This is a genomic window from Bradyrhizobium sp. Ses1, from assembly GCF_059512365.1.
The window spans coordinates 36184-59724 of sequence record NZ_JCAMOQ010000024.1; the positions used below are offsets into that span (position 1 = coordinate 36184).

Genomic DNA, 23541 nt, shown 5'->3' on the forward strand with positions numbered 1-23541 from the left:
CGGCCTATTCGGCCGCTTGTTTGGCGCCCCGTACGCCCTGTGACAGCGCGGCGGCAAGGTCGGCCACGGCGGTCACAGTCTTGGCGGTAGCCCGCCCCTCCGCGTCGAGGCTGCCGCGCAAGGCATCGACCAGCGCGGTGCCGACCACCGCACCATTGGCGCTTTCGGCAATGGCCCGCGCGGCTTCCGGGGTGCGGATGCCGAAACCGACGCAAACCGGCAACTTGGTATGCCGCTTGATGCGCGCCACCGCTTCGCCGACCGCCGTAGCGTCCGCCGCCGCGGCGCCGGTGATGCCGGTGATCGAGACATAATAGACAAAGCCCGAGGTGTTCGCGAGCACCGCCGGCAGACGCTTGTCGTCAGTGGTCGGCGTCGCCAGGCGGATGAAATTGAGCCCGGCCTTCATCGCCGGCAGGCACAGCTCGGTGTCCTCCTCCGGCGGCAGGTCGACGATGATCAGACCATCGACGCCCGCGGCCTTGGCATCGGCGAGGAACTTGTCGACGCCGTAGATGTAGATCGGATTGTAATAGCCCATCAGCACCAGCGGCGTGGCGTTATCATCCTTGCGGAAGCTGCGCACCATTTCGAGCGTCTTCTTCAGCGTCATGCCGCCCTTGAGCGCGCGCAGCCCCGCTGCCTGGATCGACGGCCCATCCGCCATCGGATCGGTGAAGGGCATGCCGATCTCGATGATATCAGCACCGGCATTCGGCAGAGCCTTGAGGATGTCGAGCGATGTCGCAGGGTCGGGATCGCCGGCCATCACGAAGGTCACAAACGCGGAGCGGCCCTGCTTCGCGAGCTCGGCAAAACGTGCATCGATACGGGTGGTCATGGCGCGGCATTCGCTGTGCTATACCTCTCCCCTCCGGGGAGAGGTCGGCTGCGCAGCAGCCGGGTGAGGGGGATGGAGAGGTTCAAGGCAAGAGCACGAAGCCTCCGCGCGTCGCAAACCAGCGCCGAGGCCAAACTTTGGCAGGCATTGCGCAACAGGAAGCTGGCGCGATGGAAATTCCGCCGCCAGCATCCAATCGATCGGTACATCGTCGATTTCGTCACGCTCGATGGGAAATTGATCGTCGAGGTCGACGGAGCGACCCATTCCAGGGACTCAGAGATCAAGTACGACGAGGCGCGAACAGAGCTTCTCGAAGCCTGCGGCTTCCTCGTCGTGCGCGTCTCGAATACGGACGTATATGAGAATCTCGACGGGGTGCTTGAGACGATCGAAACCTCACTTCGGTTCGAGTGAGCGGAGAGACCCCTCACCCGGCTGCTGCGCAGCCGACCTCTCCCCTGCGGGGAGAGGTCAGAAAGGGAGCGGCGGCGAGAGGTCACTTGTTTCGGCCCTTCAAGATGTCGCCGACTTGCGGCACGTCCTTGTCGCCGCGGCCGGAGAGGTTGACCACCATCATGTGATCCCTGGGCCGCTTCGGTGCGAGCTCCATTACCTTGGCGATGGCATGTGCGGGCTCGAGCGCCGGGATGATGCCTTCGAGCCGCGACAGCAGCTGGAAGGCTTCCAGCGCTTCCTCATCGGTCGCCGAGAGATAGTTGACGCGGCCGGTCTCGTGCAGCCAGGCGTGCTCCGGCCCAATGCCGGGATAGTCCAACCCGGCCGAGATCGAATGTGCCTCCTGGATCTGGCCGTCTTCGTCCATCAACAGATAGGTGCGGTTGCCATGCAGCACGCCGGGCCGGCCCCCCGCGATCGACGCCGCATGCAATTGCGTCAGTCCGTGGCCGGCAGCTTCGACGCCAAAGATCTCGACCGAGGGATCGTCGAGGAACGGATGGAACAGCCCCATAGCATTGGAGCCGCCGCCGATGCAGGCGACGAGCGAATCTGGCAGGCGGCCCTCGACCTCCTGCAATTGCTGGCGCGTTTCGATGCCGATGATCGACTGGAAGTCGCGCACCATCATCGGATAGGGATGCGGGCCAGCCACCGTGCCGATGCAGTAGAATGTGTCCTGCACATTGGTGACCCAATCGCGCAGCGCATCGTTCATCGCATCCTTCAGGGTGCGCGCGCCCGACTGCACCGGGACCACGTTGGCGCCCAGCATCTCCATGCGGATCACGTTGGGCTGCTGCCGCGCGACATCGACCGCGCCCATATAGACCACGCATTCGAGCCCGAACCGCGCGCACAGCGTCGCGGTGGCGACGCCGTGCTGGCCGGCGCCGGTCTCGGCGATGATGCGCTTCTTGCCCATGCGGCGCGCCAGCATGATCTGGCCGAGCACATTGTTGACCTTGTGCGAGCCGGTGTGGTTGAGCTCCTCGCGCTTGAAGTAGATTTTTGCACCGCCGAGATGCTCGGTCAGCCGCTCGGCGAAATAGAGCGGCGACGGCCGGCCGACATAATGCTTCAGATGGCCGTCCATCTCCCTTTGGAAAGCCGGATCGGCCTTGGCCTCGGCATAGGCCTTTTCGAGGTCGAGGATCAGCGGCATCAGCGTTTCCGCGACGAAACGCCCGCCGAAAATGCCGAAATGCCCGCGCTCGTCGGGACCGCTGCGGAAAGAGTTGGGTAGTGCTGGGCTCATCGAACCATCAATTCTTCTGTGGCGCGCGCGGGCGCGCTGTCTCTACTCCCTCGCCCCGCTCTTGCGGGGAGAGGGTCGGGGTGAGGGGCTCTCGCCGCAAATTCGCTAGCAGTTGTGATCGCGGAGACTCCCCCTCACCCGGATCGCTAACGCGATCCGACCTCTCCCCGTGAACGGGGAGAGGTGAAGGGACGCCACGCGCGGCGCGGATGAAAGCGCGGATCAGCTCGGGATCCTTGATGCCGGGCGACCGTTCGACGCCGGACGAAATATCGACGCCGCCGGCACGGGTGACACGGACGGCCTCAGCGACATTGTCGGCATTGAGCCCGCCTGAGACCATGAAGGGCAATGCAAGCTCGAGCTGTTCCAGCACGTGCCAATCGAACACCGCCCCGAGCCCGCCCGGCCGGGTCGCGCCCTTCGGGGCCCGCGCGTCGAACAGGATGCGGTCGGCGACGGCGGCATAGCCTGCGAGCGGCGCGAGATCGGCCGCCGTTTCGACGGCGAGCACCTTCATCACTTGCAGGCCGAACCTCTGCTTGATGTCGCGCACGCGCGCCACCGTCTCCTTGCCGTGCAGTTGCAGGATGTCGGGCTGCAGCGTCTCGACGATGTTTTCGAGGGTGGCGTCATCCGCATCGACGGTGAGCGCCACCTTCACGGCGCGGCCTTTCGCCTGCCGGCCGAGCTCCCGCGCGGTCTCGAGCGAGAGATGCCGCGGCGAGGGCGGAAAGAACACGAAGCCCACCATGTCGGCACCGGCCTCGAGCGCGACGTCGAGCGTCTCGCGCGTGGACAGGCCGCAGATTTTGACGAGCAGGGACATGGTCTCTCAGGAGCGCTGCAACGGCCGAAACTGGCAGCTCCGGCACGGGGCGGGTTCTACAACGTCGCGCCCTGCTTGTCTCGCCCGACGACCCCCGCTGAACCGCCATTTGACGGGGCTGTGAGGCGACGCCGTTCGGCTTGAGCTGCGGCCAAGGTCGCCCGCAGATCGGCCAGCTCCGCCCGGGCCTGCCGGGCGTCAGCCTCATGCTGTCGCGCCGCGCGGCGCCAGCGATGCTGCTGGAACCAGGTCGCCACCCCGCCCGCGAGCACGCCCAGGATCGCCACGATAATGAGCACGAGGAATAACGGCAGCGTTATCGCCACCGTCGGAGTGGTCGAATTGAACGGATCGAATGAAACCGTCACCAGGTGACGGTTCGCAACAGCGAAGATGATGAAGAACAGGCCAAGCAGGATGACGAGCAGCGTCGTGAAGAACTTTCGCATCACCATCCCTCGCATCGGCCGACAATCGCGTGCCGATCTATAGCAACCGGAGACGCCGATGCGCCAGCGAACTCCGCGAGATCAGGCGCTCGATTCCGGCGAGCTGCCGCCGCTGGCATCGGTGTCGCGGTTCAGGCGCTCGCGCATTTCCTTGCCGGTCTTGAAGAACGGAACGCTCTTCTGATCGACCGGCACATGCGCGCCCGTTCGCGGATTGCGGCCGGCCCGCGCCGGACGATGCTTCACCGAGAACGCGCCGAATCCACGCAGCTCAACCCGATCGCCGCGCGCCAGCGCAGCCACGATCTCATCGAGGATCGCATTGACGATGTTCTCGACATCCCGCTGGTAGAGATGCGGGTTGTGCTCGGCGATACGCTGAACAAGTTCGGATTTGATCATCGAGAGTGTGACCCGGGACCTTGCGGATATCCATTTCCGTGAAAATGCCTTGAACTGTCAAGACGCTAAATCACTTTTGGCGCCGATGAAAAGCCGTGACAAATGGCCCGGGACCGGCTTTTCGCGATTCCCGCAATACGGGAGTGCGGCCAGAGACCGATTGTGCGCATCTCAATTGCTCCCCGACGGCTGCCAAAGCGCCAGCAAGCCATCCATGCCGAACCGATCGACTGCCTGGACCAGGCCGGCCTGCTCAATGCGGCGCGCAATCGCGCTCAAACCAAATGCATCAAGCGTGACCGAAGCGGCCGTGCGCAGGAATGTCAGATCACCGAAGCGCGGATTGAGCTTGTAGTCGCGGACCGGCAATTCGCTCTTGATCTTCTTCTCCTGAACCAGCCAGGCGACCGCAGCCCTCTCATCGCCGAGCTGATCGATGAGCTTCAATTCCACCGCCTGCCGGCCGGTGAAGACACGCCCGTCCGCGACCTTTTCAAGCAGGGCATCATCCATGCCGCGTCGCTCCTTCACGAGGCCGCGGAACCAGGCATAGGAATCCTTCACCAGCGCATCGATCGCGGCGCGTGCTTCCGGGCTGGTTGGCTCGAAGCCGTTGGGCGCGGCTTTCAGCGGCGAGGACTTTATCTCCTCGACCTTCACGCCCACGGTTTTCAGGAGTTCGCTGACATTCGGAAACTGGAACAACACGCCGATCGAGCCGACCAGCGAGCTCTGCTGCGCGACGATGTGGTCCGCGGCAATCGCGGTAATGTAACCGCCGGACGCCGCCAATCCCTCGACCACGACGACCAACGGCTTCTTCGCCTTCAGCCGCGTCAGCGCGTCGTAAAGCTGCTCGGAACCGGCGGTGGTGCCGCCGGGCGAATTGATATGGACGATGACGGCCGCAGCTTGCGACTTCTCGAGCCGCTCCAGCGCCTCGACACGATCCTGGTCGCTGCGGATCAGGCCCTCGATATTGATGCGCGCGATCGATCCCGCCGCCGTCAGCGAGCCGCGCCCACCCGCGACGATCACGCCGACGCCTACAAGGGCCGCGACCGCAACCACCGCAGCCGCGACGCGCCAGAAGGTCAGCTTGCGGCGAATCCGACGACGATCGACGATCACGTCTGAATCAAGCGACATCGAAAATCTCCAAAAGAGCTCAGCGCGTTCTTGCAATCACGGGATGACGGAGAGGTTATCAAAATACATCAATTGCGGTGCAATATGAAGAAAGCAAGGCTGGCACAGAGTTACAAGCGTAGCATGGCTGGAATATGCCGAGCTACGCAGCCGTAGTCCGTAGCCCGGCGTATTCCATCCGGGCTACGAGGAAACCGCAAACAAAAAAGCCCCGGCTAAAGCCGGGGCTTGATGATGCGACGAAGAAAGCAAGTGCTCACTTCTCGTTGGCACGATTCTTGAGCGCGGTGCCGAGAATGTCGCCGAGCGTCGCGCCCGAATCCGAGGAGCCGTACTGCGCGATGGCTTCCTTCTCTTCGGCCACTTCCAGCGCCTTGATCGAGACCTGCACCTTGCGGGCCTTCTTATCGAACTGGATCACCCGCGCATCGACCTTCTCGCCGACGGCGAAACGTTCGGCGCGCTGATCGTTGCGGTCGCGGGCGAGTTCCGAGCGCTTGATGAAGGTGGTGAAGTCGGTACCGGAGATCTTCACCTCGACGCCGCTCTCCTTCACTTCGAGCACTTCGCAGGTCACGACCGCGCCCTTCTTGACGTCGCCCGGCTCGGCGAAGGGATCGCCCTCGAGCTGCTTGACGCCGAGCGAGATGCGCTCCTTCTCGACATCGACGTCGAGCACGACAGCCTTCACCAGGTCACCCTTCTTGAAGTTGTCGATCACCTGCTCGCCCGGAAGCTTCCAGTCGAGATCGGACAGGTGCACCATGCCGTCGACATCGCCTTCGAGACCCAGGAACAGGCCGAACTCGGTCTTGTTCTTGACCTCGCCCTCGACCACCGAACCGACCGGATGCTTCTCGACGAAGACTTCCCAGGGGTTGCGCATGGTCTGCTTGAGGCCGAGCGAGATGCGGCGCTTGACCGAATCGACTTCGAGCACCTGCACCTCGACTTCCTGCGAGGTGGAGACGATCTTGCCGGGATGCATGTTCTTCTTGGTCCACGACATCTCGGAGACGTGGATCAGGCCTTCGATACCAGGCTCGAGCTCGACGAATGCACCGTAGTCGGTGATGTTGGTGACGCGGCCGGTGAAGCGGGCACCAAGCGGATACTTCGCCTCGATGCCCTGCCACGGATCGTCCAGGAGCTGCTTCATGCCCAGCGAGATGCGGTGCGTCTCGTGGTTGATCTTGATGATCTTGACCTTCACGGTCTGGCCGATGGAGAGCACCTCGGTCGGGTGATTGACGCGGCGCCATGCGATATCGGTGACGTGCAGCAGGCCGTCGATGCCGCCGAGGTCCACGAACGCACCGTAATCGGTGATGTTCTTGACCACGCCGTCAATCACCTGACCCTCTTCGAGGTTCTGCACCAGCTCCTGGCGCTGCTCGGCGCGGGTCTCTTCCAGCACGGTGCGGCGGGACACCACGATGTTGCCGCGGCGGCGATCCATCTTGAGGATCTGGAACGGCTGCGAATTGTTCATCAACGGCGCGACGTCGCGGATCGGACGGATATCGACCTGCGAGCGCGGCAGGAAGGCCACCGCACCGTCGAGATCGACCGTGAAGCCGCCCTTGACCTGGTTGAAGATGACGCCGGTGACCTTCTCGTTGTTCTGGAACGCCTTCTCGAGCTTGCCCCAGCTCTCCTCACGCCGCGCCTTGTCGCGGGACAGCACCGCTTCGCCCAGCGCATTCTCGATGCGGTCGAGGAACACCTCGACCTCGTCGCCAACCTTGAGATCGCTTTCGCGGCCGGAGCCGGCGAATTCGCGCAGCGCCACGCGGCCTTCGGTCTTCAGGCCGACATCGATGACGGCCATGTCCTTTTCGATGGCAACCACCTTGCCCTTGACGACCGAGCTCTCCTGCAGATTGCCGCCGGCAAAGGATTCATCGAGCATCGCGGCGAAATCGTCGCGGGTAGGACTATAGGAAGCAGCAGTATTCGAAGCCATATGTTCTCCAGATGCGGGTGTCTTGCCGGCCGTTCGGGTTAAGGGCGCACCGCGCATGTGGTGTCAGGTCCGCAAATCCTGACGACCGCTCCTTGCGCGAGGGCGCAAAAGCGGGCCGGCAGCAAGCCACATGTTCGATACGTTGATGGCGCGCATTCCGCAAAAGTGGAAACCGGTTTTGCGAAAGAATGCGCGTGACGTAGATGTCCGAGCCCGGAAACGAAGGATCGACATCAGGAACCGATGGAGCGGGCGCTCCTCCAATATCGGCCGGGGCTCATACCCCGCTGCCGGCCCGCTCGGGCGGCCCCGACATAGTCGATGGCGGCACGGACGCTGTTGATATAATATCCACCGCTATTTTCGGCAAGCCAGAAATGCCCGATTTGCGGGGCTTTTAAGGCTGACACAAGCCTTAACAATGCCGGACTGCATTTGAACAATTGTTGACCGTGTCGCGCGAAAGGCATCTGGCAGGGCGTGTGGTGGAACCCGGGCTTAAGTGAGCCCGCGCAGAGTGGGGCCCACCCAAGAGACAGGGAAACAACCATGAAAAGCCTGATCGCCCTGGCCGTCGTCGCTGCGTTCGCACTCGGCCATGCCATCGCCGCGATGCCTGGCGCGGCGGCGTCGATGCGGACCTTTTCGGCTGCACAGTCTTCCTCCGGCCTGGCTGACCAGGAATCCTCGACGCGCTAGACCAGTCCACGCGCCGCGCGCACCGCTTCGACAATGTCGATCGCGGCGCGCACGCCGGCCTCGATATCGAGATCGGAATTATCCAGCGTATGCGCATCTGGCGCCGCCTTCAGTGGGGCCACCGGGCGGTTCTTGTCGCGCTCGTCGCGCTTGAGAATATCGGCCAGCACCGCGGCCTCGTCAGCGTCCTCGCCGCGCGCGCGGGCCTCCAGCGTCCGCCGCCGCGCCCGCACACGCGGATCGGCGACGACAAAGATCTTCACATCGGCATGCGGGCAGATCACGGTCCCGATGTCGCGCCCGTCAAGCACCGCGCCGGGCGGATCGGCGGCGAACTGGCGCTGGAAATTGACCAGCGCCTCGCGCACTTTCGGGATCGCCGAGACCACGGAAGCCGCATCGCCGATCCGCTGAGTCTTCAACTCGGGATGGCCGAATTTCTCGGGGTCCAGTTCCATCGCCGCCTTGATCGCGCGCGCTTCATCGGTGAGGTCGACGCCGGCGTCGAGCAGCGCCTTCGCCACCGCGCGATAGATCACGCCGGTGTCGAGATGGCGGTAGCCATAGTGGGCGGCGAGCCTCTTTCCCAGCGTACCCTTGCCGGATGCGGCCGGCCCGTCGATAGCGATGATCATGAAAACTCCGCGCCGAGCGAGCGCATCATCGGAATGAAATCCGGGAAACTGGTGGCGATGAAGGCGGTGTCGTCGATCGTCACCGGCCGGTCGGCGGCGAGCCCCATCACCAGGGCCGACATCGCGATGCGATGATCCATGTGGGTGGCGACCACGCCGCCGCCGGGCACATGGCCCTTGCCCTCGACGATCAAATCGTCGCCTGAGATCTCGACCTTGACGCCGTTGACACGCAGCATGTCGGCGGTGGCTTCGAGGCGATCGGATTCCTTGACGCGCAATTCCTGCAGGCCGCGCATGATGGTGGTGCCCTCGGCGTAAGCGGCCGCCACCGCGAGCACCAGATATTCGTCGATCATCGACGGCGCGCGTTCCGGCGGCACCTCGACCCCGCGCAATTTGGAAGCACGTACGCGCAGGCGCGCCATCGGCTCGCCGCCGTCCATGCGCAACTCGTCCTCCTCGATCGCGGCGCCCATCTCGCGCAGCGTGGTGAACAGTCCGGTGCGCAGCGGATTGGTCATGACGTCGGGCAGCACGATATCGGAGCCGCCAACGACCAGCGCCGCCACGACCGGGAACGCGGCCGAGGAGGGATCGGCGGGAACGACGACCTCGGCGCCGTGCAGTTCCGCTTGGCCGGTCAGCGCGATCCGGCGGCCGTGGCTGCCTTCCTTGCTCGAGGTGAGCGCGGCGCCAAAATGCTTCAGCATCAGCTCGGTGTGATCGCGGCTGGCCTCCTGCTCGATCACAGTGGTGACACCGGGCGCTGCCAGCCCCGCCAGCAGCACCGCGGATTTGATCTGGGCCGAGGCGACAGGGGTCTTGTAGACGATCGGCACCGGGTTGCGGGCGCCATGCAGCGTTAATGGCAGCCGGCCGCCCTCTCTCATGTCCCCTGCCCTCGCGCCCATCAGTTCCAAGGGATCGAGGATCCGCCGCATCGGCCGCGAGCGGAGCGAGGCATCGCCGTCGAAGATCGCCGCGATCGGACAGCCGGCAACCGCTCCCATCACCAGCCGGCAGCCGGTGCCGGAATTGCCGAAATCGAGCGGCCCGGCAGGCTCCGCGAAGCCCCCGACACCGACGCCCCGGACTGACCAGGCAAACGGGCCGGTACGCTCGACCTCGGCTCCGAGCGCCCGCATCGATTTGGCGGTATTGAGCACGTCCTCGCCCTCAAGCAGCCCGGAAATCCGGCTTTGGCCGACCGCCAGCGCGCCCAGGATCAGGGCCCGGTGGGAGATCGACTTGTCGCCGGGGACGCGGGCCTTGCCGCTCAGGGGACCGCTCGCGCGGGCCTCCAGGGGGGTCTTGGAGGGGGTCTTTTCGGGGTTCTGGTGGTCGGAATGGGCCAAGATCACGTCCTCTCGCGGCGCGGCAGGTAACATATCGAACCCCCGGCGTCACCCGGTGACAAATGCCCGCAAACCGCTATTGACAGCGGCCCCTCAACTAGCCAAGTGAAGCACCGCTTTTCAGAAAATTCCTGGGATCACCACGTGGCCAAGTCCGACCTCGGAACCAAACGCATTTGCCCGACCACGGGCAAGAAGTTCTATGATCTGAACAAGAACCCGGTTATCTCGCCTTACACCGGCGAAGTCGTGCCGATCGCCCCCGTGGCGCCGCCGCGCACAACCCGTGGCGCCAGCGCCGCTGCGGCCACCACCGCTGCGGATATGCCGGAGCCCGCGGAGGCCGAAGAATTGGTCTCGCTCGAGGAGGCCGACGCCGAGGAGAACACCGGCAAGGTCAAGGCCGTCGTTCCCGAATCCGAGGACGACATCGAGATCGACGAGACCCTCGAAGACGATGACGATGATGATTCCACCTTCATTGCCGACGAAGAAGAAGGCGATGAGGACGTCACGGACATCATTGGCGACGTCGGAGGCGATGAAGAGACTTGAGATCGATCCAGAACTGTGTTCTGGGTCTCTCCGCGCGAGTCGGATGCGGCTCGCGATCCCTTAAGGGGCCATAGCTCAGCTGGGAGAGCGCTTGCATGGCATGCAAGAGGTCGGCGGTTCGATCCCGCCTGGCTCCACCACGCTTCGCCCTTCGGGCTACGCGTGGCGCAGCCGCGCGGAGCTCGAAGGGCGAAGCGTGGTGCCCGGCGAAGCCCGAAGGGCGAAGACGGGCTGCCCAGGACGCCGCTCGTAAACCCCTACCAGACATTCCTGATGTGGTACGTCTACATCATCCGCAGCATCAATTTCCCGGACCAGGAATACGTCGGCGCCACTGCGGATTTGAAACGGCGCTTTCCGGAACACAATGCCGGCAGGTCCGCGCACACCGCCAAGTTCAAGCCATGGCAACTGATCTGGTACTGCGCCTTCCCCGATAAGTACAAAGCGCTCGCCTTCGAGAAATATCTCAAGTCCCACTCCGGCCGAGCCTTCGCCAAGAAGCGCCTCTGATCTGCCCCTCACTCCCCCACCGCCGCATTCAGCCTGTCCCGCAGCGCGACGATCTCGTTCTTCATCGCCGAGAGTTCGGGGATCGAGCAGGCCGAAGCAACTAGGACCTGCTGCGGCACTGCTCTCGCCTTTTCCTTCAGCGCCTGCCCCTGCGGCGTGAGCGCGATCAGCACCTGCCGCTCGTCCTCCTTGCTACGTGTGCGCCGGACGAGCTGCGCCGCTTCCAGCCGCTTGAGCAGCGGCGTCAGCGTGCCGGAATCCAGGAACAGCCGCTCGCCGATATCCTTGACCGGAACACCGTCCTTCTCCCACAGCACCAGCATCACCAGGTATTGCGGATAGGTCAGGCCGAGCCGGTCCAGTAGCGGCTTGTAGACGCGGTTGAACGCGTGCGCGGCCGAATAGATCGCAAAGCAGATTTGATTGTCGAGCCGTAGCGGCTCGTCCGCGACCGCCAATTGTTTCCGTGCCATTTCTCAGCCTCGTCAGAATCTCAGTTCATTGTGGGCCGGTGCGGCCGCACATTCAATTGCGAACAATTAAATGTGAGGCCATGCGTTTTATATTGTGCGCAATATAATTGTCTGCAATATAAGTGGCGTCGAAACCATTGATGAGGGAGACACCCCATGTCCGTGAACGTGCTCTACAAGACCAGCGCAAAGGCCACCGGCGGCCGCGACGGCCATGCCGCAACGCTCGACGGCGCGCTCGACGTCAAGCTCACCACCCCGAAGGAGCTCGGCGGTGGCGGCGGCGCCGGCAACAATCCCGAGCAGCTCTTTGCGGCCGGCTACGCCGCCTGCTTCATCGGCGCGATGAAGTTCGTGGCCTCGCAGGGCGGCCCGAAGGTGCCCGCCGACGCTTCGGTGACCTCGACGGTCGGTATCGGACCGCGCTCCGAAGGCGGCTTCGGCCTCGATATCGCGCTCGACATCTCCCTGCCCGGGCTCCCGCGCGCGGATGCAGAGGCGCTGGTGGAGAAGGCCCACCAGGTGTGCCCCTATTCCAACGCCACGCGCGGCAATGTCGATGTACGCCTGAACCTGGTGTAATCCGTATGGCGGAATAGCCCGCTGATTTTTCGCGGCGGGCTATTCGCGTTGCGATCGGTGACGGCATGCCCCCACGCGCGATAAGGCATTGCCGCCGCGTTCGAAGACCGCTAGCTCTGGCGAGCCCTCCATCTGTTTGACTTGAGCGAAGGTTTCCCATGAGTTCAGAAGCGGTCGCAGGCGCGATGGCCGGCCTGCGCGTGATCGATCTGACGCGCGTGCTCGGCGGTCCCTATTGCACCCAGATTCTCGCCGACCACGGCGCCGACGTGATCAAGGTCGAGCCGCCCGCCGGCGACGAAGTGCGCGACTGGGGCCCTCCCTTTCATGAGGAGGATGCGGCCTATTTCGTCGGCATCAACCGCAACAAGCGCTCGATCGGGCTCGACCTTGCCTCCGAAGGCGGCCGTGCCGTGCTGATGAAGCTGCTCGAAGGCGCCGACGTCCTGATCGAGAATTTCAAGCCGGGCACGCTCGACAAATGGGGCATCGGCAACGACGTGCTACGCGCGAAATTCCCACGCCTGGTGCATTGCCGGATTTCCGGCTTCGGCGCCGACGGCCCGCGCGGCGGCAATCCCGGCTATGATGCGATCATCCAGGCCATGACCGGCATGATTGCCGCCACCGGCTCGCCGGAAAGCGGCCCGATGCGGATCGGCGTGCCGCTGGTCGACATCACCACCGGGCTCTATGCGGCGATCGGCATCCTGATGGCGCTGTCGGAGCGGCAGCGCTCCGGCCTCGGCCAGTTCCTCGAGACCACGCTGTATGAAACCGGCCTTGCGATCATGCATCCGCACACGGCCAACTATTTCATGCACGGCAAGCCGCCTGGCCTCACCGGCAACGAGCATCCCAATCTCGTTCCTTACGCGATCTTCCCGACCAAGACCGACAACATCTTCATCGGCGTCGGCAATGACGGCACCTTCCGCAAACTGGCCAAGGAGATCGGCAAGCCCGAGCTCGGCACTGATCCGCGCTTTGCCCGCAATAAGGATCGCATCGCCAACCGCGACGCGTTGCGTGCCGAGCTTGCCGCGGTGTTCAGCCAGTATGAGGCCGAGCCGCTGTGCAACCGCCTGCTCGCGGCCGGCCTGCCGGCGGGCGCGGTGCAGAAGATCGACCAGGCGCTGACCAACCCGCACACGATCTATCGCGGCGATATCATCGAGAAGGATTGGTACAAGGGCGTCGCCTCGCCGGTCCGGCTGGAACGCACCAAACCCAGCCTGCGCCGCACTCCGCCGAAGTTCAGCCAGCACGCCGCCGAGGTGCTCGGCGAGTTCGGCTATTCGCAGGCAGAAGTCGAGGAGCTCATCGCCAAGGGCGTGATCTGCGGGCCCGAGCGGAAGCGCTGATCCTTTGGCCCGCTCTGCGGCAACAGGTCGCTACGCGGTGACGGGCCCCGACCTTCGGGGCGCCGTCATCGGCGCTGTTAGTGGTTTCTACCTTTCGCCGGCTTCCCCGGTACCCTGATCTTCGCTTATAGGTCATTTGCACGTCATTCCGCGCTGTTAGCGCAACCGGCGGAGATGGCGGCCTAATGGGAGGGGTTTTGATGGCTTTTCGACAGTTCGGCGCTGCAGCGGCAATCGCGGTCGCACTGGCATTCGGCGCTTCGCCGGCATTTGCGGTGACCGAGATCCAGTGGTGGCACGCCATGACCGGCGGCAACAACGACGTCGTGGTCAAGCTCGCCAATGACTTCAACGCATCGCAAAGCGAGTACAAGGTCGTTCCGACCTACAAGGGCGGCTATGCCGATACAATGAATGCCGGCATTGCCGCGTTCCGCGCCGGCAACGCGCCCCACATCATGCAGGTCTTCGAGGTCGGCACCGCCACCATGATGGCGGCCACCGGCGCGATCAAGCCGGTCTATAAGCTGATGCAGGAGGCCGGCGAGAAATTCGATACGAGCAGCTACCTGCCTGCGATCACCGGCTACTACTCGACCTCGAAAGGCGAGATGCTGTCCTTCCCCTTCAACTCGTCCTCGACGGTGATGTGGGTCAATCTCGACGCCCTGAAGAAGGCTGATATCGCCGAGATTCCGAAGACCTGGCCCGACGTGTTCGCCGCGGCAAAAAAATTGAAGGCCGCCGGCTACAGCAATTGCGGCTTCTCCAACGCCTGGGCGACCTGGGTCAATCTCGAGCAGCTCTCGGCCTGGCACAACGTGCCGCTGGCCAGCAAGGCCAACGGGCTCGACGGCTTTGACACCGTGCTGCAGTTCAACGGACCGCTGCAGGTCAAGCATCTCGAAAATCTGGTCGAGCTGCAGAAGGACAAGACCTACGACTATTCTGGCCGCACCAACGCCGGCGAGGGCCGCTTCACGTCGGGCGAGTGCCCAATCTTCCTGACCTCGTCGGCCTTCTTCGGCAATGTGAAGTCGCAGGCCAAGTTCAACTGGACCAACGCACCGATGCCCTACTATCCCGACGCCAAGGGCGCGCCGCAAAATTCGATCATTGGCGGGGCCTCGCTGTGGGTGATGGGCGGCAAGACGCCTGCGGAATACAAGGGCGTCGCCAAGTTCCTTGCCTTCCTCTCCGGTACCGACCGCCAAATCGAGATCCACAAGGCCTCCGGTTATCTGCCGATCACCAAGGCCGCCTACGAGAAAGCGAAGGCAGAGGGCTTCTACAAGGATCAGCCTTATCTGGAGACCCCGCTGAAGGAGCTCACCAACAAGGAGCCGACCGAGAACTCGCGCGGCCTGCGCCTTGGCAACATGGTCCAGCTTCGTGACCTCTGGGCCGAAGAGATCGAGCAGGCGCTGGCCGGCAAGAAGACGGCCAAGCAGGCGCTCGATGCCGCCGTTGAGCGCGGCAACCAGATGCTCCGGCAGTTTGAAAAAACCGCCGTACGCTGAACTCTCGTCGTCCCGGCCTTGCGCCGGGACCCATAACCACCGAACCCTGTTGTTGAACCGAACTTTAGCTCCGAGTCTTCGCCACCACAGCCGCCTGTGGTTATGGGTCCCGGGTCAAGCCCGGGACGACGGCTGATTTCGGAGCTACCATCGTGCGATGAGGATCAGGCGGACCGCATGATGCGGCCTGCCTCGCTTGGGATGTCATGCAGAAGCAGTCGGTTTTCCAGTCGAAGCTGTTGCCTTTTGCGCTGGTCGCGCCGCAGCTCGCGATCGTCCTGATCTTCTTCTATTGGCCGGCCGCGCAGGCCGTGGTGCAATCCTTCCTGCTGCAGGATGCGTTCGGGCTCTCGACCAGTTTCGTCTGGTTCGAGAACTACCAGGACATCCTGAGCCAGCCGGATTATTGGGCGGCGATCGTCAGGACTTTCGTTTTCTCCTTCGCCATCGCGTTCTCATCGCTGTCGTTTGCGCTGCTGCTGGCTGTGATGGCCGACAAGCCGCTGCGCGGCGGAACGCTGTATCGCACGCTCCTGATCTGGCCCTATGCGGTCGCTCCGCCGGTGGTCGGCGTGCTCTGGGTGTTCATGCTGCACCCCTCGCTCGGGATCCTGGCGCGCGGATTGCGCGGCATGGGCATCGACTGGAATCCGCTGCTCGACGGCAATCAGGCCGCGCTCCTGATCATTCTCGCCGCCGCCTGGAAGCAGATTTCCTACAATTTTCTGTTCTTCCTCGCTGGCCTGCAGAGCATTCCGAGAAGCGTGCTTGAGGCGGCCGCGATCGACGGCGCGCGGCCGATGCGGCGGTTCTGGACGGTGACGTTCCCGCTGCTGTCGCCGACCATCTTCTTCCTCCTGGTCGTCAACATCGTCTACGCCTTCTTCGACACGTTCGGCATCATCGACACCATGACGCGCGGCGGACCGGCGAAGGCCACCGAGACGATGGTGTACAAGGTCTATGTCGACGGCCTGCTCGGCGGCAACCTCGGCGGCTCCGCGGCGCAGTCGGTGATCCTCATGATCATCGTCATCGGCCTCACGGCAGTGCAGTTCCGCTTCGTCGAGCGCAAGGTGACCTACTGATGGTCGAGCAGGAAGGCATCCAGCGCTACGTCGCGCATGCGATCCTGTGGATCGGCATCGCGATCGTCGCGTTTCCGGTCTATCTCGCCATCGTTGCGTCCACCCAGGACAACGCCGCGATCGCCAACGGCCAGATGTCGCTCCTGCCCGGCGGACATTTCCTTCAGACCTACTACCAGACCATCTTCGTCGGAACGAGCGGCTCGACCCGCGAGCCGGTCGGCACCATGCTGCTCAACTCGCTGGTGATGGCGCTCTTGATCGCATTCGGCAAGATCGCGGTCTCGATCATCTCGGCCTATGCCATCGTCTATTTCCGCTTTCCGTTCCGGATGACGATGTTCTGGCTGATCTTCATCACGCTGATGCTGCCGGTCGAGGTGCGGATCTATCCGACCTACAAGACCGTCGCCGACCTGCATCTGCTCGACAGCTATGCCGGCCTCGCGCTGCCGCTGATCGCATCCGCCACCGCGACCCTGCTGTTCCGCCAGTTCTTCATGACCGTCCCCGAGGAGTTGCTCGAGGCGTCGCGGATCGACGGCGCAGGGCCGCTCAGGTTCTTCTGGGATACGCTGTTGCCGCTGTCGCGCACCAACATGGCGGCGCTGTTCGTCATCCTCTTCATCCTCGGCTGGAATCAGTATCTCTGGCCGCTGTTGATCACCACGCGCGACGACATGCAGACGATCCAGATCGGCATCCGCAAGATGATCACCACCAGCGACGCGCTGACCGAATGGCCCGTGGTGATGGCGACTGCCGTGCTCGCGATGCTGCCGCCGGTGTTCGTGGTCGTGGTGATGCAGAAGCTGTTCGTACGCGGACTGGTGGAGACGGAAAAGTGAGACATGGCTAACGTCACCCTCCGCAGCGTCCGCAAGACCTATCCGGGCGGCTTCGAAGCGATCAAGGGCATCGATTTCGAGGTCGGCGACGGCCAGTTCTGCGTGCTGGTCGGCCCGTCCGGCTGCGGCAAGTCGACGCTGCTGCGCATGGTGGCGGGACTGGAGACCATCACCGGCGGCGAGATCGACATCGGCGGCCGCGTGGTCAACCGGGTCGAGCCCGCCGATCGCGACATCGCCATGGTGTTCCAGAACTACGCGCTCTATCCGCATATGAGCGTCTACAACAACATGGCCTATGGCCTGCGCAACCGCCGCATGCCGGAGGCGGAGATCAGGACGCGCGTCGAGGAAGCCGCGCGCATCCTCGAGCTTGCCGCGATGCTCGACCGCAAACCGCGGCAGCTCTCCGGCGGCCAGCGGCAGCGGGTTGCGATGGGGCGCGCAATCGTGCGGCAGCCGAAGGTGTTCCTGTTCGACGAGCCGTTGTCGAACTTAGATGCCAAGCTGCGCATCGCGATGCGTGTCGAGATCCGCAAATTGCAGCGCCGGCTGAACACGACCTCGATCTACGTCACCCATGACCAGCTTGAGGCGATGACGCTCGCCGACATCCTCGTCGTGATGAACGGCGGCTTGGTCGAGCAGATCGGCAATCCGCTCGAAATCTACCAGAAGCCGGCAACGACCTTCGTGGCCGCCTTCATCGGCGCGCCGCCGATGAACCTGATGCCGCTGGCTTCCGAAGAGCTCAGGTCGCAGCTCGCCGGCGATATCAGTGCCGGCAAGGCCGGCATTCTCGGGATCCGGCCCGAAGACTTCGTGATCGCGAACGAATCGGTCGCCGGCGGCATCGCGCTTGGCCTCACCGTGGAGGCGATCGAGCATGTCGGCGCCGAGACCTTCGTCTACGGCATCCGCCAGCGCGAGGAACAGGGCGTGGCCGCCAACCCCGGCGAACTGCCGCCCGGCGAGGTCATCGTCCGGGTTCCCGGCGCGACCGGCCCGGCGATCGGCGAGCGCATTCGGGCGGTCGCCCCCCGCGACAAATTGCACCTGTTCACGGCCGATGGCCGGAAACGGATCGGCTGAGGCTTGGGCCGAGGTCCCCTTCCGCCGTCATTCCGGGGCCCGCGGAGCGGGAACCCGGAATCCATTGAGCCACGAGCCTCGCGGTGAAATGGATTCCGGGTTCATCGCTTCGCGATGCCCCGGAATGACGGCGTTTGAGGTTGGCACTGGCCCGATTAACCCCGATTCCACAGGTGCTTGAACCCACCGCGAATCGCCCCCATATTCGCTCATGACCGGAGGGCAAGAGGCCCATCGGTTGCATGGGGTGCCGCAAGGGCCCCTCAAAGTCGCTTCGAGAGGACTTTGGATGTCTCGTGTTCCAACGTTGTCCAGTCCGTTCCTTTTGGGATTCGACGAGATCGAGCGTGCGCTCGATCGGGTCGTGAAAGGCGCCGACGGCTATCCTCCATACAACATCGAGCGGTTTGACCGGTCCAACGGCCAGCCCGAACGCCTGCGCATCACGCTGGCGGTGGCGGGGTTTACCCGCGACCAACTCGATGTGACGGTTGAGGAAAACCAGCTCGTGATTCGGGGCCGCCAACAGGAGGACAAGGCTCGGCAATACATCCATCGCGGCATTGCCGCGCGCCACTTCCAGCGCACTTTCGTGCTGGCGGAGGGGATGCAGGTGCTGGGCGCCGATCTGAAGAACGGGCTGTTGTCGGTCGATCTGGCCAGGCCGGAACCTGAAAGGGTCATTAAGACAATCGCCATCAACGAACACGAATAATGGAACGAGGAGCGGACTCGACCGCTTATTCGACAGAGGAGTCGAGACCATGAGTGAAGTGAGTACGACGTTAGAACGCGATAGCGTGTCCCCGGAGGCGCTGGCCCATCTGGGCGAGGGTCATATTGCCTATGTGAAGCAGGTCCGTTCCGAGGATGTACCGGATCTCTTTCCCCAGGCGCCGAAGATTGCGCCGGGACTCAAACTCTTCGCGCTCCATGCGGCCGACGGCACGCCGATGATGCTGACCGATAGCCGGGAAGCCGCGGTCGCCAACGCCTGGAGCAACGAGCTGCAGGCCGTCAGCGTGCACTGACGCGTTGATGTCATGGCTGACTGAACGCGGCAAAATGCGAATTCAAATGCGCGGGCTGTCTTCGATCGAAGATGGCCCGCGTATTTTTTTGTCTCGTGGAGAATGCGTGCGAGCGCTAAGCCGCGCTTGCCGGTGGCAGCGCGAGCACCGAGTAGATTGCCTGCGCGTCGCGGGAGGCACGCAGCTTCTTGGCGACGTCCTGATCGCGTAACAGGCGGGCGATGCGCGCCAGGGCCTTGAGGTGATCGGCGCCGGCGCCTTCGGGGGCGAGCAGGAGGAAGATGAGGTCGACCGGCTGACCATCCATCGCCTCGAAATCGATCGGGCGCTCCAGGCGCGCGAACAGGCCGAACAGCTTTTCCAGCTTCGGCAATTTACCGTGGGGAATGGCGACGCCGTAACCGACTGCGGTGGTGCCCAGCTTCTCGCGCTGCAGCAATACCTCGAAGATCGAGCGTTCGTTCTGCCCCGTAAGAGTTGCGGCCCGCGCGGCGAGCTCCTGCAGCGCCTGCTTCTTGCTGATAACTTTCAACGCCGGGAGAATCGCCTCGGGTGCGACCAGATCGGTAATCGTCATGGGGCGTTCCGAGGGTGAAGTGAACCGTCAAGTTGCGAAATAGGTTGTCAGGCGCAGGCGTCAAGAAGATGAATCGGGAAGCGGCTTTTTGGCCCAGATCCCGATCGGGCGGCTTCTACTCCAAGGCATGAGCCGTGCCAACTCCCGCCGGCTAGTTCCCTTGAGCCTATGCTTAAGGGCGGCGGACCATAGGGACGGCCACGGGGCGCGTCAATGCGGAACGGCATAACCATCATGGATTAACCATGGGGGGATCGACCCAGCCCACATTGCCGTCCGCCCGGCGGTAAATGATGTTCACACGGCCGCTCCCACCGTGCTGGAAGACCAGGCAGGCTGCGCCGGTCAGGTCCAATTCCAGCACCGCCTCGCTGACCGACAGCCGCTTCAGCGAAGTGGTCGCCTCGGCGATGATCACGGGACTGTATTCGGTGACTTCCCCTTCGCCTTCCGCCGGCGCCTCGATCACATAGCTTGGCGCATCCAGGGGGACGCCGTTGAGCTCGGCAAGGGCGGCGGAGGCCGCGTAGGCCTTGCGGGCCGAGCGGTCCTTGAGCCGGCTCTTATAGCGGCGCAGGCGCTTCTCGATCATCAGGAGCGCGGCGTCGGCGCTGGCATAGGCGTCGGGGGCGTTCGAATCCGCCTCCAGCGTGATCCCGGAATCCAGGTGCAGCGCACAGTCGGTGCGGAAGCCGAAGCCGTCCTTGCTCAGCGTGATATGGCCGGAATAGTTGCCGTCGAAATATTTCTTCAGAACCTCATCGGTGCGCTCGTTCACGCGTGCGCGAAGCGCCTCGCCGATTGAGATGCTCTTTCCCGAGATTCGAAGGGTCATTGCGTGCCTCTATGCCTATGAACCCCCCGATCGCTTCGGAGGGGTGCCAAGACTAGCGCGATTTAACGCGAACGCAATTACACCGGTGCGGTATCGCGCGACCGGTCAGGAGAGGAAGCAGGTGCTGAAAGGGCGTTTCCAAGCATGCTCTGTTTGTCGCGGCGGCGCTGCACCGAGGAAGGAATTCGCATCGCTTCGCGATACTTCGCGACGGTGCGGCGGGCGATATCAATGCCCGACGCGCGCAATCGTTCCACGATCGTATCGTCAGAGAGGATCGCGGCCGGCGATTCGGCGTCGATCAACTGCTTGATGTGATGACGCACGGCTTCGGCAGAATGCGCCTCGCCGCCGTCGGCGGAGGCGATCGACGCCGTGAAGAAGTACTTGAGTTCGAAAGTGCCGCGATTGGTCGCCATATATTTGTTGGCGGTCACACGCGACACCGTCGATTCGTGCATCTGGATCGCATCCGCCACGGCTTTCAGATTGAGCGGCCGCAGGTGCGCCACGCCGTAGGTGAAGAAGCCGTCCTGCTGGCGCACGATCTCGGTTGCAACCTTGAGGATGGTGCGGGCCCGCTGATCGAGGGCGCGCACCAGCCAGGTCGCGTTCTGCAGGCAATCCGTAAAATAGGACTTGTCGCCGTCCTTCCGGATCGTCTTGGACAGTTCGGCATAATAGGTCTGGTTCACCAGGACGCGTGGCAAGGTGTCGCTGTTGAGCTCGACATGCCAGCCGCCATCGGGTCCCGGCCGCACATAGACGTCCGGCACCATGGTTTGCGTCCGCGACGTGCCGAACTTCAGGCCCGGCTTCGGATCGAGCCTGCGGATCTCGCCGATCATGTCGGTGATGTCTTCGTCGTCGACGCCGCACAGCTTCCGCAGCGATGCGATGTCACGCTTGGCGAGGAGATCGAGATTTTCGACCAGGGCTTGCATCGCCGGGTCGTACCGATCGAGTTCGCGGAGCTGGATCGCCAGGCACTCGCTCAAGTTTCGCGCGCAGACGCCGGGGGGATCGAATTTCTGCAGCACCGAGAGCACTGCATCGACCTCCTGCTGCGGCGCACCGAGCCGCTCAGCGATCTGTCCGAGGTCAGGCGGCAGGTAGCCGGCCTCATCGACGAGGTCGATCAGATACTGCCCGATCATACGCTGCGAAGGCGAGGCGAACGCGACCGCAAGCTGCTCGGCGAGATGGTCGGCAAGCGTCAGCTCGGCGGCGACAAAGGCTTCAAGGTTGTAGTCCTCGTCGCTCGAGGCACCGCCGCCCCATTCGGTATAGACGGTCGGAGCCGCGTCTTTCGCGGCACGTTCGGCAGCCTCCGCCGGCTCCTCGGAGAAGACATTTTCGAGCCCGGTATCAAGCGTCTGCTCGATCTCGGCGCGGCTGCCGAGATCACGATTCAGCCATTCTTCCTGGCCCGGCTCGAAGCCGTCGGCGGAACTCGCCGCCTCGCCACCGGCTTCGCCATAGCTGGAACCGTCAGGGTCAGAAAATTCCTGCCGCTCCATCGCAGGCTCGCCCGGCACCGGCGGTTCCGGACCGTCGCTGCTGCGTTCCAGCAGCGGGTTCCGTTCCAGCTCCTCCTCCACGAAGGCCGACAGGTCCAGGTTGGACAATTGCAGCAGCTTGATCGCCTGCATCAACTGCGGCGTCATTACCAGCGACTGCGACTGGCGGAACTCTAGTCTCTGGGTCAGTGCCATGGAGGCAAGAACGGTCCAAAAAGAAGTTGGCTCGATTCTTGCTTAGCCTAGTCCAAGGCCAATGTACACGGCTTGACGGATCGGAAAGAAGGACTAGAGGCGGAATTCTTCGCCAAGGTAAAGCCGGCGGACATCCGGATTGTTGACGATCTCATCCGGACTGCCTTCCGTCAAGATTTCCCCGGCGTAAACGATGTAGGCGCGGTCGGTCAGACCGAGCGTTTCCCGCACATTGTGGTCGGTAATCAGCACCCCGATACCGCGATTGGTCAGGTGGCGGACCAGATCCTGGATATCACCGACCGCGATCGGGTCGATACCGGCGAAGGGCTCGTCGAGCAGCATGTAATTGGGCCGCGTCGCCAATGCCCGGGCGATCTCGACGCGGCGGCGCTCGCCGCCGGATAGCGCGATCGACGGTGTCTTTCGCAACCGCGTAATGTTGAACTCATCGAGCAGCGCATCGAGTTCCGCCTCGCGCTTCTTCCTTGAAGGCTCGACCACTTCAAGCACTGCGCGGATGTTCTGCTCGACCGACAATCCGCGGAAGATCGAGGCTTCCTGCGGAAGATAGCCGATGCCGAGGCGGGCGCGCTGATACATCGGCAGTTTCGTTACATCGTGGCCATCCAGCTCGATGGCGCCGCGATCGGCCTTGATCAGCCCGGTGATCATGTAGAACACCGTGGTCTTGCCGGCGCCATTGGGGCCGAGCAGGCCGACCGCCTCGCCGCGGCGGACATAGATGCTGACGCCGCGCACGACCTGGCGGCTGCCGAAACTCTTTTCCACGCTATGCACAGCCAGATAGCCCGGGCGCCGGATCAGGCGCGGCGCCGCGCTGGCTGCCTTGGTCTTTGCGGGCTTGGCGGCGCGCGGGCGCGACCTCTCCTCCCTGGGCGGCTCGTGCGCCGGTTGCGGATGCGGCACTTCCAGGCCGGCACGCGCCACCGGCGGCGTATCCCGGACAGAGCTTGTCAGCATCTCGCCAAAGGAATCGTCGAGCGCGGTGATGTCCTCACGCGAACGCGCGAAGCCGGAACTGCGTTTCGCAGGGCGCCTTCGGAACATGCCGAATATGTCCACCATCCCGCTTCGCCAGCCTTTCACGGTGTCCCCGGGGACTACGCCCGCGGCCTAATCGATTCGCTCGCGAACCTTGAATGTGCATGGATGCCGCTGCCCTGCGGAATCGCTCGCCCACCCCCTGGCGCGTTCCACCACCGGACGTCCACTCTCTGTTCGGAAAACCGGTTCCCATTTTTCCGGATCATGGCCTAGATACAGTCTCGCCCCGCCGGCT

Annotated in this window: 25 protein-coding genes, 1 tRNA gene and 1 pseudogene; 13 read left to right on the forward strand and 14 right to left on the reverse strand. The window is 63.6% G+C overall.

All coding sequences use genetic code 11. The features are described 5' to 3' along the window. Nucleotides 1-4: 4 nt before the first annotated feature. A complete protein-coding gene (trpA, locus tag AC5ZG5_RS25230; protein WP_456644505.1) occupies nt 5-841 on the reverse strand; it encodes a tryptophan synthase subunit alpha in 837 nt (278 codons plus the stop codon). Nucleotides 842-913: 72 nt separating this feature from the next. Between trpA and AC5ZG5_RS25235 the strand changes: the two genes are divergently transcribed. After that, a complete protein-coding gene (locus AC5ZG5_RS25235; protein WP_456644506.1) occupies nt 914-1258 on the forward strand; it encodes an endonuclease domain-containing protein in 345 nt (114 codons plus the stop codon). A gap of 82 nt (nt 1259-1340) precedes the next feature. Here the strand turns inward: AC5ZG5_RS25235 and trpB are convergent, their stop codons facing one another. The 6 genes and pseudogenes from trpB to rpsA form a co-directional block, all read right to left on the reverse strand. Continuing rightward, entirely contained in the window at nt 1341-2558 is a 1218-nt protein-coding gene (gene trpB, locus AC5ZG5_RS25240; RefSeq protein WP_456644507.1) for a tryptophan synthase subunit beta, read from the reverse strand. A gap of 196 nt (nt 2559-2754) precedes the next feature. Then, nucleotides 2755-3387, reverse strand: a pseudogene (locus tag AC5ZG5_RS25245) (phosphoribosylanthranilate isomerase); the annotation flags it as partial. Nucleotides 3388-3443: 56 nt separating this feature from the next. Beyond that, nucleotides 3444-3836: a LapA family protein gene (locus AC5ZG5_RS25250; protein WP_130226703.1), complete on the reverse strand. Its 393-nt coding sequence runs from the start codon at nt 3834-3836 to the stop codon at nt 3444-3446. An 81-nt stretch (nt 3837-3917) separates the two neighbouring features. Continuing rightward, complete coding sequence (locus AC5ZG5_RS25255; RefSeq protein ID WP_456644560.1) at nt 3918-4268, reverse strand: integration host factor subunit beta; 351 nt, start codon at nt 4266-4268, stop codon at nt 3918-3920. A gap of 141 nt (nt 4269-4409) precedes the next feature. Continuing rightward, nucleotides 4410-5387 (reverse strand): signal peptide peptidase SppA, encoded by a 978-nt coding sequence (gene sppA, locus AC5ZG5_RS25260; RefSeq protein WP_028167308.1) that lies wholly within the window; start codon nt 5385-5387, stop codon nt 4410-4412. A gap of 256 nt (nt 5388-5643) precedes the next feature. After that, complete coding sequence (rpsA, locus tag AC5ZG5_RS25265; protein ID WP_456644508.1) at nt 5644-7353, reverse strand: 30S ribosomal protein S1; 1710 nt, start codon at nt 7351-7353, stop codon at nt 5644-5646. 549 nt (nt 7354-7902) lie between these two features. Between rpsA and AC5ZG5_RS25270 the strand changes: the two genes are divergently transcribed. After that, the gene (locus AC5ZG5_RS25270; protein WP_155255439.1) at nt 7903-8052 is read left to right on the forward strand and encodes a hypothetical protein; all 150 of its coding nucleotides are present in this window, start codon (nt 7903-7905) and stop codon (nt 8050-8052) included. Here AC5ZG5_RS25270 and cmk read toward each other — a convergent pair. Together cmk and aroA are read right to left on the reverse strand one after the other, a co-directional pair. Then, nucleotides 8049-8687 carry a (d)CMP kinase gene (gene cmk / locus AC5ZG5_RS25275; protein ID WP_028167310.1) on the reverse strand — a complete coding sequence of 213 codons (639 nt, stop codon included), beginning with the start codon at nt 8685-8687 and terminating at the stop codon, nt 8049-8051. The two genes, AC5ZG5_RS25270 and cmk, sit on opposite strands and share 4 nt — an antisense overlap. Then, a complete protein-coding gene (gene aroA, locus AC5ZG5_RS25280; RefSeq protein ID WP_456644509.1) occupies nt 8684-10078 on the reverse strand; it encodes a 3-phosphoshikimate 1-carboxyvinyltransferase in 1395 nt (464 codons plus the stop codon). Before aroA ends, cmk begins: the two co-directional genes overlap by 4 nt. A gap of 111 nt (nt 10079-10189) precedes the next feature. Between aroA and AC5ZG5_RS25285 the strand changes: the two genes are divergently transcribed. From AC5ZG5_RS25285 to AC5ZG5_RS25295, 3 genes are all read left to right on the forward strand, one after another. Next, a complete protein-coding gene (locus tag AC5ZG5_RS25285) occupies nt 10190-10600 on the forward strand; it encodes a TIGR02300 family protein (RefSeq protein WP_028167312.1) in 411 nt (136 codons plus the stop codon). A 64-nt stretch (nt 10601-10664) separates the two neighbouring features. Further along, nucleotides 10665-10740 (forward strand) — tRNA-Ala (locus tag AC5ZG5_RS25290). 133 nt (nt 10741-10873) lie between these two features. Beyond that, complete coding sequence (locus AC5ZG5_RS25295) at nt 10874-11113, forward strand: GIY-YIG nuclease family protein (protein ID WP_496138705.1); 240 nt, start codon at nt 10874-10876, stop codon at nt 11111-11113. Nucleotides 11114-11121: 8 nt separating this feature from the next. On the opposite strand, the gene AC5ZG5_RS25300 is transcribed toward AC5ZG5_RS25295, so the two are convergent. After that, nucleotides 11122-11586 (reverse strand): MarR family winged helix-turn-helix transcriptional regulator, encoded by a 465-nt coding sequence (locus AC5ZG5_RS25300; RefSeq protein WP_456644511.1) that lies wholly within the window; start codon nt 11584-11586, stop codon nt 11122-11124. Nucleotides 11587-11742: 156 nt separating this feature from the next. Between AC5ZG5_RS25300 and AC5ZG5_RS25305 the strand changes: the two genes are divergently transcribed. The 8 genes from AC5ZG5_RS25305 to AC5ZG5_RS25340 all read left to right on the forward strand — a co-directional run bounded on the left by AC5ZG5_RS25305 (nt 11743) and on the right by AC5ZG5_RS25340 (nt 19111). Further along, the gene (locus AC5ZG5_RS25305) at nt 11743-12168 is read left to right on the forward strand and encodes an organic hydroperoxide resistance protein (protein ID WP_456644512.1); all 426 of its coding nucleotides are present in this window, start codon (nt 11743-11745) and stop codon (nt 12166-12168) included. 158 nt (nt 12169-12326) lie between these two features. Continuing rightward, nucleotides 12327-13532 carry a CaiB/BaiF CoA transferase family protein gene (locus AC5ZG5_RS25310; RefSeq protein ID WP_456644513.1) on the forward strand — a complete coding sequence of 402 codons (1206 nt, stop codon included), beginning with the start codon at nt 12327-12329 and terminating at the stop codon, nt 13530-13532. Between the two features lie 200 nt (nt 13533-13732). Next, nucleotides 13733-15052, forward strand: a complete 1320-nt coding sequence (gene ugpB / locus AC5ZG5_RS25315; RefSeq protein ID WP_456644514.1) for a sn-glycerol-3-phosphate ABC transporter substrate-binding protein UgpB — start codon at nt 13733-13735, stop codon at nt 15050-15052. A gap of 206 nt (nt 15053-15258) precedes the next feature. Next, on the forward strand, nt 15259-16140 hold the full coding sequence (ugpA, locus tag AC5ZG5_RS25320) for a sn-glycerol-3-phosphate ABC transporter permease UgpA (protein ID WP_208823343.1): 882 nt from the start codon (nt 15259-15261) through the stop codon (nt 16138-16140). Beyond that, on the forward strand, nt 16140-16988 hold the full coding sequence (gene ugpE, locus AC5ZG5_RS25325) for a sn-glycerol-3-phosphate ABC transporter permease UgpE (RefSeq protein ID WP_456644515.1): 849 nt from the start codon (nt 16140-16142) through the stop codon (nt 16986-16988). The genes ugpA and ugpE overlap by 1 nt, the downstream gene beginning before the upstream one ends. A 3-nt stretch (nt 16989-16991) precedes the next feature. After that, on the forward strand, nt 16992-18080 hold the full coding sequence (locus tag AC5ZG5_RS25330) for a sn-glycerol-3-phosphate import ATP-binding protein UgpC (protein WP_456644516.1): 1089 nt from the start codon (nt 16992-16994) through the stop codon (nt 18078-18080). A gap of 289 nt (nt 18081-18369) precedes the next feature. Then, complete coding sequence (locus tag AC5ZG5_RS25335; RefSeq protein WP_130229228.1) at nt 18370-18795, forward strand: Hsp20 family protein; 426 nt, start codon at nt 18370-18372, stop codon at nt 18793-18795. Nucleotides 18796-18844: 49 nt separating this feature from the next. Further along, the gene (locus AC5ZG5_RS25340) at nt 18845-19111 is read left to right on the forward strand and encodes a BQ00720 family protein (protein WP_028164846.1); all 267 of its coding nucleotides are present in this window, start codon (nt 18845-18847) and stop codon (nt 19109-19111) included. Between the two features lie 115 nt (nt 19112-19226). On the opposite strand, the gene ptsN is transcribed toward AC5ZG5_RS25340, so the two are convergent. From ptsN to lptB, 4 genes are all read right to left on the reverse strand, one after another. Further along, nucleotides 19227-19688 (reverse strand): PTS IIA-like nitrogen regulatory protein PtsN, encoded by a 462-nt coding sequence (ptsN, locus tag AC5ZG5_RS25345; protein ID WP_027581007.1) that lies wholly within the window; start codon nt 19686-19688, stop codon nt 19227-19229. A gap of 232 nt (nt 19689-19920) precedes the next feature. Then, complete coding sequence (hpf, locus tag AC5ZG5_RS25350) at nt 19921-20523, reverse strand: ribosome hibernation-promoting factor, HPF/YfiA family (protein WP_130229229.1); 603 nt, start codon at nt 20521-20523, stop codon at nt 19921-19923. Nucleotides 20524-20600: 77 nt separating this feature from the next. Next, on the reverse strand, nt 20601-22238 hold the full coding sequence (gene rpoN, locus AC5ZG5_RS25355) for an RNA polymerase factor sigma-54 (RefSeq protein ID WP_456644517.1): 1638 nt from the start codon (nt 22236-22238) through the stop codon (nt 20601-20603). A gap of 93 nt (nt 22239-22331) precedes the next feature. Continuing rightward, entirely contained in the window at nt 22332-23327 is a 996-nt protein-coding gene (lptB, locus tag AC5ZG5_RS25360; RefSeq protein WP_456644518.1) for an LPS export ABC transporter ATP-binding protein, read from the reverse strand. Nucleotides 23328-23541: the final 214 nt, after the last annotated feature.